Source organism: Candidatus Aminicenantes bacterium (assembly GCA_026393795.1).
GTDB lineage: Bacteria > Acidobacteriota > Aminicenantia > UBA2199 > UBA2199 > UBA2199.
In genome coordinates this window covers 1-9,113 of the sequence record JAPKZL010000024.1, presented here as the reverse complement: position 1 = coordinate 9,113, position 9,113 = coordinate 1, and the positions used below count along the sequence as shown (strand labels likewise).

Genomic DNA, 9,113 nt, shown 5'->3' with positions numbered 1-9,113 from the left:
GAGGATGTCGCGCCGGCTGGTGGAGCGCACCAGGCAGGCCACCTCGTTCCCCGCCGCGGCCAGGGTCGCGGCCAGGTGGGAGCCGATGAAGCCGCAGGCGCCGGTGATCAGGCAGCGGGAATTCTTCGGCGCCCCGGTGGGAATTCTTTTTTCCATCCGCTGATTTTATAGAAAAACCCTTCAATTTGCAATAATAAACTGAAAAAGGGCCCTTAGCGGCTCAGGGTAAAGATGGAAAGGGCTGCTCCGTCTTTGTCAGCCAAGACGCTCAGATTGACGCGGCCGCCGTTGCGCCAGTAACAGGGAACGCGCACATGGTAACTGGTCGTGGTTTCACCGGCGGTGTAGATATCATTTCCGTACCCGGTAATGGAATAGGCAAAGCCATCCTGGTTGCCGTCGAACACGCTCAACTCGGTGCGCACCCCGTTTTTCCAGTAGCAAGGAACATATTTGTGTGAAAACCGCATGCAATGACCGGCAATATAGACATCGCCAAAGCTGACGAATATGGAATAGCCTTCGGCCCAGCCATCCGGGTCGATGACGGAAAGTTCGGTCCGTACTCCGTTTTTCCAGTAGCAGGGGCGCGGGACATTCGCGGCGCTGCGGACATCGCCGGCTACATAGACATTCCCCCACTCAACCTGGATCGACCAAACCCAGTCCATCCCGGTCGGATCCAGCTTGCTCAGATCGACGCGCACGCCATCATGCCAATAACAGGGGACAGGGACATGGGAAGCGTCGGAAGTGCTGCCGGCAATGTACAGATCGCCGGTCAAAGTAACGAAAACGGCAGCGGCAGAGCCGCCCATGCCCGGGGTGAGCACGCTCAATTCAGTGCGTTCTCCATCGCGCCAGTAGCAGGGGATGTTGACGTTGGCATCGTTCCAGACAGAGCCGGCCATATAGACGATCTCCTTGTGGACGAAAATGGCAAGCGCCTGGCCGCCCTTGGCGGCAGAGATGGTGCTCAACTCGGTACGCACGCCATTTTTCCACAAGCAGGGAACAAGGACCCCGGAACTATTTATTGAATTCCCGGACACGTAGATGTCAGTGCCGTCAACATAAATGCCGCTCGCGGATCCGTTTTTGGCGGGATCGCTCACGCTCAAATCGGTTCGCGTTCCGTTTTTCCAAGTGCAAGGGACAGCGATATCCGATCCGTTGAGGGTATACCCGGCAATAAATACATCGGGCTCCGCGCTCGGCTGGTCGTCCGAATTGGAACTCCGGCAGCCGTTGGGAAGGATAAGAAGAACACTTAAGCAGATGATCGGGAACCCTATTGTTTTGCGCTTCATACTTCCCTCCTTCTCATATTATTTTCCTAAATCAGGCGGCAAGTCAAGGTGAGGCAGGAATAAACTTTTTTAAATCAACGATTGCCTATCGGTTCAGAACTCACGGCGGCTGAACATGATCAAGGCGATGCCGGCGAGGATGGCGACGACGAAACCGGCGCCCATGACGTTCGGAATCTGGGAGCTCTGGATAATCAGCAGGACGAAAATCGTTACCGGCAGCGCGCCGGTGACGCTCCCAACTAGGCGCAAGCTCGCCTGGCGGAAAGCCAGTACGAAAACGACGATGCAGCCGACGGGAAGCAGGTAGAAGAGGAACTGGGTCAAGGCGAACAGCCCGCCGGCGCGCATGGAAAAGCCGCCGGCCTCCTTGCTGAGACTGATGATCTGTATGGCCGTCACGTTGAACATGAAAACGGAAAACCAGGGTAGGAACAGGGATATGAGCAGCACCGCGGCCGCGATGAAGGCCGGGTGGCGGAAGGCGTCGGCCGGGGCGAAATCTGGCGTTCGCGCAGGCGCGGCGATGAAAAAACGGCCACAGCTGCGGCATTCGCGGGCGTCGGCGGGATTGACTTCCTTGCAGGACTGGCAGATCTTGGTTTGCGGGCTCATGCGCCTCCTTGCGGCCGTTCGTTCCAGGTCTGCCTGGATGCCGCCATTTTAGCATATGACATCGGCCGCCACAAATGCCGTACACCTGAGCCGCCGACTGCAGCGCTTAATCCCGTAGCTTGTACTTCAAGGTCAGATTGATGCCGAGGGCGTTGATGTCGTCCCTGGTGAACAGACAATACCGGATCCATGCTGCTGGCGACCAGCCTGGTTGTGATATAATTTACCGGATGCATGTTGCCGATTCATTCAAGCATCAGAATGAGGTTGCATGAAAAAATTCGTTTTATCGCTGCTTGCTTTTCTGGCTGGCGCGGCGCTGATGCTGCCAGGCGCGGTCTCCGGCCAGGTCGATCTGGTCAGCCGCTACATCTGGCGCGGCTTCGATTTGCTTCCCGACAACCATGCGGCCATTCAACCTTCAATCACAGTCGATTTTGGCGAAAGCGGGTTTTCGCTCAATATTTGGAGCAGCTTCGCACTGGCGCAGCGGGAAGTGTTTAAGTATTCCGATGAAATCGACGTGACCCTATCGTACGCTTTCAAGGTGCCGGAAGGGTGGGAATTGACCGCCGGCTTCACCAACTACGGCTATTGGTTCGCGGGCACCTTCAAATTCAAGGACGATACTTCCCAGGAGATCTATGCTACGGTCGCCAAGACCGACTTGCCGTTCTCACCATGTCTGTCCGTGTCCTTCGACTTCAATCTGGGCAGCGGCCTCTATGTCACTCTGGGCGGCAGCCATGAGTTGAAAGTTAACAAAAAGGTGAGCGTGGAAATGGGAGGGCTCATCGGCTTCAACAGCAGGCAGTACATCGACAAGACAGGATTCTCCAACATCGATTTCTACGCCAGCGTGCCGCTGACGGTGGGCAAGCTGACGCTGACCCCCTCGCTCAACGTGATGATCCCGCTGCTGGACGAGGTCAACGAGGACACGGAAATCTGGTTCGGCTTCTCCGCGGCCCTCTGATCCCGGGAGGTTATGGCTTCTTTTCCGATTTTTCCAAATATTCTTTGACCTTTGTTACCAATGCCCGAATATCCAGCGGCTTTGTGATGTAATCATCATATCCGGCCTCCATGCACTTTTCCCGGTCCCCTTGCATGGCGAAGGCCGTTAAAGCGATGACGGGGATGCTTTTTGTTGCAGGGTCGGTCTTGAGGATATTGATTGCTTCAAAGCCATCCATAACGGGCATTTGCATGTCCATAAAAATCAGGTCAGGCATCTTCGCCCTGGCCATGTCGACCCCCTGTTTTCCGTCTGTCGCTTCAAGGGTTGTATAGCCTCTGATCTGAAGCAAGTCGCGGAGCAGCTTCACGCTCTTGGGGTCGTCTTCCACAATCAAGATAACCCTGCCCATATCATTCTCCTCTCACCTGTTCTGGTTGAACCGGCAGAGTAAAGAAAAACTGGCTCCCCTTTCCGTCTCCCTCGCTCTCCATCCACATCCTCCCCCCATGCAGCTTCACAAAACTCATAGCCAGGGACAACCCCAAACCCGTTCCGGATATCTTGTTCGTCAGGCTGTTTGCAACCTGGAAAAAATTCTCAAAAACCCTCCCCTGATTTTCTGGAGTGATGCCTATGCCCGTATCCTTGACAGAAACCTGGATGACTTCACCTTTCCCCTCTGCCATACGCCTGGCCGAAAGAGTAATCGCACCGCCATCGGGGGTAAATTTGGCTGCATTGGCAAGGAGGTTGAACAGGATCTGTTTGAACTTGCGCTCATCGGCCAGCATGACAAGATGAGACAGTTCTTCGGGAATATCCGTCTTAAGGGCAATCCCGTGCGTCAACGCCTTTTCCTTGATCATCACCAGGCTGCCGGTGAGAAGGCCGCCAACCACTACCGGGGAGAGCTGCAGTTCCATCTTCCCCGCCTCGACCTTGGAAAGATCGAGGATGTCATTGATCAGGTCGAGAAGGTGCTGGCCGCTTTCCAGAATATCCAGCACATACTCTTTTTGCTTCTCGTTGAGAGGGCCAAAATTCTGATCCTGAAGAACCTGGGAAAATCCGATGACCGCGTTGAGGGGGGTGCGCAGCTCATGGGACATGCCGGCAAGGAAGTCGGACTTGGCCTTGTTCGCACTTTCCAGGATGCGCCGGCGTTCCCGCTCACTCTCTTTGATACGCCGTTCCTGCGCACGAATGAGACGGTAGTTCCGGGTCAACACGAAAATGAAAATCCCAAGGAACAGAACGAAGGACGCGAGGCCCACCGGCAGGGCGCATCTGCCGGCCATGTCCCATTTCCAGGTGCTGGCGTCCATGTCCATTCCCAGCACGGCGACCGCTCTTCCCGTATCCCGATGACGAAGCGGCACCAGGGCGCTTATCCAGACGCCCCAACGGTCCGATACCGGCCCCTCTACCACGCCCCGACCGGAAGCGAAAACGCTGCGCAAAAGGTCCGACGCTTCGGGAAAAGCCTGTCCGGGGGGGGAGTAGTTCACGGAATCCGCGGGCTCGCTGTCAAGGGAAAAAAACACCGCGCCGTCCCGTTTTTGCCCAAGCAGATACAGGTAGCGGCATTCCGGATTGACCTTGCGTGCCCTGGCAAGCCGCTCCCTGAGCCGTGCAAATCCGGGCGCGGTCGTATTCGCATCGGTCCCGTTTAAAATCCCTGCGTACTCTGTGTCGATCAAAACAGCCACAAGCTTTGCTTGCAAGAGAAGTTCGGTGCGCATCTGCTGGTCGGCGCGCCTCGCCATCCACCAGGCAAACACCGAAACAGCCGCCAGGGCCGCCACTATTACCAAGATAAAGTAAAGATTGGATTTCCCCCTGGTTTCCAAGGCAATTTTACGGTTCATAAAAGTTCCCCTGCCAGAACTCAGCATTCATCGTTGCCGCCGTTCCGGATAATAACCGCGAAAGGATCGGCTATCAAGGAAATCAATTCCCCTTATAAAGGTATTTTATGGAAAAAATTAAAAATTATCAATATATGGGTAGAGAAAAACTGCAAAAGGCGTGGCTTGCTAAAAAATGAATGTGCGCCATGATCACGATCTTTGCTTGTATTTCAGGGTCAGGTGGATGCTGACGGCGTTGAGGGCGGCCGGGGTGACGCCGGGGAGGCGCGCGGCGTCGCCCAGAGTGCCGGGCCGGGCCCGGGCCAGCTTCTGTTTCATTTCAATGGAAAGACCGTCGACCAGGGCAAAATCCAGGTCGTCCGGGATGGCCGTTTTCTGCATTTTTTGCATCTTGGCGACCTCCCGCTTCTGGATATCGACGTAGCCTTCGTACTTGACGGCCGCCTCGATATAGGAAACGTCGGTCAAGGTCTTTTTCTTCAGCAACGGTTTTTTGTTTAGTTCTTCCAGTTTTTCAAAAGTCATCTCGGGCATTTTCAGCAGTTTGAAAAATGTTTCGCTCCTGTCGTTCCAGCACCCCTTGATCCTTGCCAACTTGCTGACCACGCGCCGGCGTCGTTCCAGCCGGCGCGTTTCGCGGTCGAAAGCGGCCCGCGCCAGCAGGCCCAACCTGAGCCCGTGGCCGCCCAAGCGCTCGAAGACGTTGTCCTCGCGCAGCTGCAAACGGTATTCGGCCCGGGCCGTGAACAGGCGATAGGGTTCATCGACGCCGTTGCGGACGATGTCGTCGATCATCACCCCGATGTACGCCTCGTCGCGGTTCAGGACGAACGGCGCTTCGCCGCGGACCTTGAGCACGGCATTGACCCCGGCCATGAGGCCCTGGGCGGCGGCTTCCTCGTAGCCGGAGGTGCCGTTGACCTGGCCGGCGAAAAACAGGTTTTCAACCAGGCGCGCCTCCAGGCTGGCGCGCAGCTGGGTCGGCTGGATGGCGTCATACTCGATGGCATAGGCCGGGCGCATCATCTGCGCTCTCTCCAGCCCCGGAATAGCGCCCAGCACCTTTTTCTGGATTTCGATCGGCAGGCTGGTGGACAGGCCGTTGACGTACACTTCCTTGTTGCGCAGGCCCTCGGGTTCCAGGTAAAAGTGGTGCCTTTCCTTGCCGGCGAACTTGACGATCTTGTCCTCGAGCGACGGGCAGTAGCGGGGGCCGATGCCGGTGATCTTTCCCGAATACAAGGGCGACAGGTGCAGATGGTCGCGCACGATCGCGCCGACCGCGGCCGTGGTATGGCCCAGGTGGCAAAGAATGCGGTTCTTGACCTTGCCCCGGGTGAACATGGAAAAAGGCTGGGGCGGCTCGTCTCCCGGCTGGGGAATGAATTTCTCCCAGTCGATGCTGTCGGCATGCAGGCGCATCGGTGTCCCGGTCTTCAGGCGCAGGATTTGAAAACCCAGGGCGGCGATGGCTTCGGCCAGGAGCAGGGCCGGCGGCTCGTTGGCCCGGCCGGCGGGATAGCTGGCCGAACCGATATGGATCAGCCCGGACAGGAAGGTGCCGCTGCAGACGATCACCGCGTCGGCGGCCAGGGTTTCGCCTTCCGCCAGCCGGACGCCGCACACCCGGCCATTGGCCACCACGATGGCGCTGGCAATGCCTTGGAAGATCCTGAGCTGCGGTACGGTTTCCAGGAAACTTTTCATAAAATTGCGGTAGGCGATCTTGTCGTTCTGGGTGCGGGTGGCGCGCACGGCCGGTCCCTTGCTGCGGTTGAGCACCTTGAAATGGATGCCGGTGGCGTCGGCGACCCGGGGCATCACCCCGCCCAGCACGTCGATCTCCTTGACCAGGTGCCCCTTGGCGATGCCGCCGATGGAGGGGTTGCAGGACATCTGGGCCAGCGTTTCCAAATGGATGGTCAGCAGCGTAGCTTCGGCACCCATCCTGGCCGCGGCATAAGCCGCCTCGATCCCCGCGTGCCCGGCGCCAATGACGACGATCTTCATTTGCCGATGCAGAATTGGGCGAAGATGCCATCGAGGATCTCCGCGGAACTGACGGCACCGGTCAATTCCCCGATCAGCTGCAGGCCATGGCGTATCTCCTCGGCCAGCGCTTCGGCCTGGACCGGGCGCTGTGCCCGCATGCGCTCGATGCCGCGTAAGGTTAGCAGGAGTTTTTCGAGCAGCGATTTCTGCCTCAGGTTGACGAGGATGGTCGTGGCCGGGTCGCCCAGCTCGTGCCATAAGCACTTTAAAAAATCGACGACCACTTCAAGGTTTTCCCCGTTCTTGGCCGAAACCAGGTGGACGGTTTCGCCCGGGAAGGCCTGGCGGATGCCTTTCACCGCCCGCTGCTTTGCCCGGTCGCGCTTGTTGGCCAGCAGGATCCGCTTTTTGCCGTTGCTCAGGCGGCCGATCGTTCGGTCGCTGGCATCCAGCGGCAACGAGGCATCGACCATGACGATCACGGCATCGGCTTGGGCGATCTGATCCAGGCTGCGCCGCATGCCTTGGTTTTCGATATCGTCGGTGCTGCCATCGCGAATGCCGGCCATGTCGGTGATCTGGAACGGCAACCCATTGAGATGGAGCTTTTCCTGGATGTAATCGCGGGTGGTGCCGGGCAGATGGGAGATGATCGACCGTTCCTTCATCAGCAGGGCGTTGAACAGGGTTGACTTGCCGACGTTGACCTTGCCGGCGATCACCACCCGCATGCCCTGGTCGAGGACATCATGAAAACGGCTTTGACTCAGGATGGCCTCCACGTCCCCGGCGGCCGCCCGGAGCCCCTGACCGGCGTCGGCCATTTCGAGCTGCTGATCCTCGGCGAATTCAAGCTCGGTCTCCACCGCGATCGCCATCTGCGTCAAACGCTCCCGGAGCGAGCCGATGCGCTTGGAAAGCCGGCCCTCCAGGTTGTTGAATTCCATCAGGGCGTAGACCCGCGAATTGGCCCGGATCAGCGAGTTGACCGCTTCGGCCTGGAGCAAGTCCATCTTGTGGTTGCGAAAAGCCCGGTAGGTGAACTCTCCAGGCAGGGCCAGCCGGGCGCCAAGGCGGCAGGCCAGGCCGATCACCTCTTCCACGATGAAGGCGTTGGCATGCAGGGAAATCTCCGCCATGTTTTCGCCGCTGTAGGATCGCGGCGCCTTAAAAAGGGTCACCAGGCATTCGTCGATGCGCCGCCCCTCCGCCCGGATGAAGCCGTGATAACTCCGGCGCGCCTGCCATTCGGCGGGCTGCGGTTCGAACAGGGAGTTGACGATGGCTTGGCAATCGTTCCCGGAAAGGCGAATCACGGCGATACCCGCCTTGCCCGGCGGCGTCGCCAGGGCTACGATCGTCCCGTCATCCATGCGGCTTTTTTCTGATGGTGATCACCTTCAGAAAACTGTCGCCCTCGCTTTTGGATTCCAGATCGTCGTACTTGTTGATGGTCATGTGGATGATGCGCCGCTCGAACGGATTCAGTTCCGGCAATTCGACGGCTTGGCCATTGCGGCGGATCTGGCGGGCATGGCGATGGGCCAGCGTGCTCAGTTCCGATTCTTTTTTCTTGCGGTAGTTCTCGCATTCGCAGTAAATCTTTTTACCTATCTTGTCGGCGAAGAGGCGGTTGAGCAGATACTGGACGGCGTTGAGCAGTTTTCCGTTCTGGTAGAGCATCAGCTTGTAATCTTCGCCGGCGAAGTTGACCCTCAGGAAATCGGCGCCGCTCTCGAACTTGAACTGCAGTTCCAGCTTCATTTCCGCGATCAACAGCGAGACGAAGTCCTCGAGCCCCTTCTGGTCGCTGCCGTCGGAACTCCAGGCCTCAATGAAGATTTCCCTCTGCTTATGGCCGAAATACTTCGTTTTTTCGGTGATGATGCGGTACTTCAGTTTTTCTTCCGGTATATTGAACGCCTCGGCCGCCTGGTGGATGGCCGCTTGCAGAGAATTCGCGACAAACTCCTTCTTGTCCGTCATTTCTATTTGGCTCCTTTTTTCCTCTTCATAATCTTCAGCTCGTGCTCCTCGTCCTTCTTCTGCTTGTGGATCTTCTCGTTGATAATGTACTGCTGGCCGATTTGCAGCAGGTTCGAAAAGCACCAGTACAGGTTCAGGCCGCTGGCGAAGTTGGCGAACATGATGACCATGACAAACGGCAGGATGTACATCATCTTCTTCTGGGTATCGTCCCCGCCCGAGGGGGTCATGCGCTGCTGGACGAGCTGGGTCACGCCCATCAGGATGGGCAGGACATAATAGGGGTCCTTCTTGGACAGGTCGGTGATCCACAGCAGCCAGGGCTCATGGCGGACGTTGATCGAGACCGCCAGCAGGCGGAAAAATCCCCAGAGGAGA

10 protein-coding genes are annotated in these 9,113 nt (G+C 57.6%); 1 reads left to right on the top strand and 9 read right to left on the bottom strand.

The genetic code is table 11. The annotated features are described in order from the left end of the window. The 3 genes from NTW95_01220 to NTW95_01210 form a co-directional block, all read right to left on the bottom strand. Positions 1 to 156: GDP-mannose 4,6-dehydratase (locus NTW95_01220; protein MCX6556049.1), on the bottom strand; the 156-nt coding region annotated here is incomplete at its 3' end. A gap of 56 nt (positions 157 to 212) precedes the next feature. Then, positions 213 to 1,310, bottom strand: coding sequence for a hypothetical protein (locus NTW95_01215; protein MCX6556048.1), 1,098 nt, complete (start codon positions 1,308 to 1,310; stop codon positions 213 to 215). 93 nt (positions 1,311 to 1,403) lie between these two features. Further along, positions 1,404 to 1,925 (bottom strand): hypothetical protein, encoded by a 522-nt coding sequence (locus NTW95_01210; GenBank protein ID MCX6556047.1) that lies wholly within the window; start codon positions 1,923 to 1,925, stop codon positions 1,404 to 1,406. Positions 1,926 to 2,196: 271 nt separating this feature from the next. Between NTW95_01210 and NTW95_01205 the strand changes: the two genes are divergently transcribed. Continuing rightward, the gene (locus NTW95_01205; GenBank protein MCX6556046.1) at positions 2,197 to 2,901 is read left to right on the top strand and encodes a hypothetical protein; all 705 of its coding nucleotides are present in this window, start codon (positions 2,197 to 2,199) and stop codon (positions 2,899 to 2,901) included. A 10-nt stretch (positions 2,902 to 2,911) separates the two neighbouring features. On the opposite strand, the gene NTW95_01200 is transcribed toward NTW95_01205, so the two are convergent. The 6 genes from NTW95_01200 to yidC form a co-directional block, all read right to left on the bottom strand. Then, positions 2,912 to 3,295, bottom strand: a complete 384-nt coding sequence (locus NTW95_01200) for a response regulator (GenBank protein ID MCX6556045.1) — start codon at positions 3,293 to 3,295, stop codon at positions 2,912 to 2,914. Between the two features lies 1 nt (position 3,296). After that, a complete protein-coding gene (locus tag NTW95_01195) occupies positions 3,297 to 4,754 on the bottom strand; it encodes a HAMP domain-containing sensor histidine kinase (GenBank protein ID MCX6556044.1) in 1,458 nt (485 codons plus the stop codon). A gap of 192 nt (positions 4,755 to 4,946) precedes the next feature. After that, on the bottom strand, positions 4,947 to 6,767 hold the full coding sequence (mnmG, locus tag NTW95_01190) for a tRNA uridine-5-carboxymethylaminomethyl(34) synthesis enzyme MnmG (GenBank protein ID MCX6556043.1): 1,821 nt from the start codon (positions 6,765 to 6,767) through the stop codon (positions 4,947 to 4,949). Then, positions 6,764 to 8,122 (bottom strand): tRNA uridine-5-carboxymethylaminomethyl(34) synthesis GTPase MnmE, encoded by a 1,359-nt coding sequence (gene mnmE / locus NTW95_01185; protein ID MCX6556042.1) that lies wholly within the window; start codon positions 8,120 to 8,122, stop codon positions 6,764 to 6,766. Before mnmE ends, mnmG begins: the two co-directional genes overlap by 4 nt. Further along, positions 8,115 to 8,735 (bottom strand): hypothetical protein, encoded by a 621-nt coding sequence (locus NTW95_01180; GenBank protein MCX6556041.1) that lies wholly within the window; start codon positions 8,733 to 8,735, stop codon positions 8,115 to 8,117. The genes mnmE and NTW95_01180 overlap by 8 nt, the downstream gene beginning before the upstream one ends. A 2-nt stretch (positions 8,736 to 8,737) precedes the next feature. Beyond that, a partial coding sequence (gene yidC / locus NTW95_01175; protein ID MCX6556040.1) for a membrane protein insertase YidC occupies positions 8,738 to 9,113 on the bottom strand: 376 nt, incomplete at its 5' end.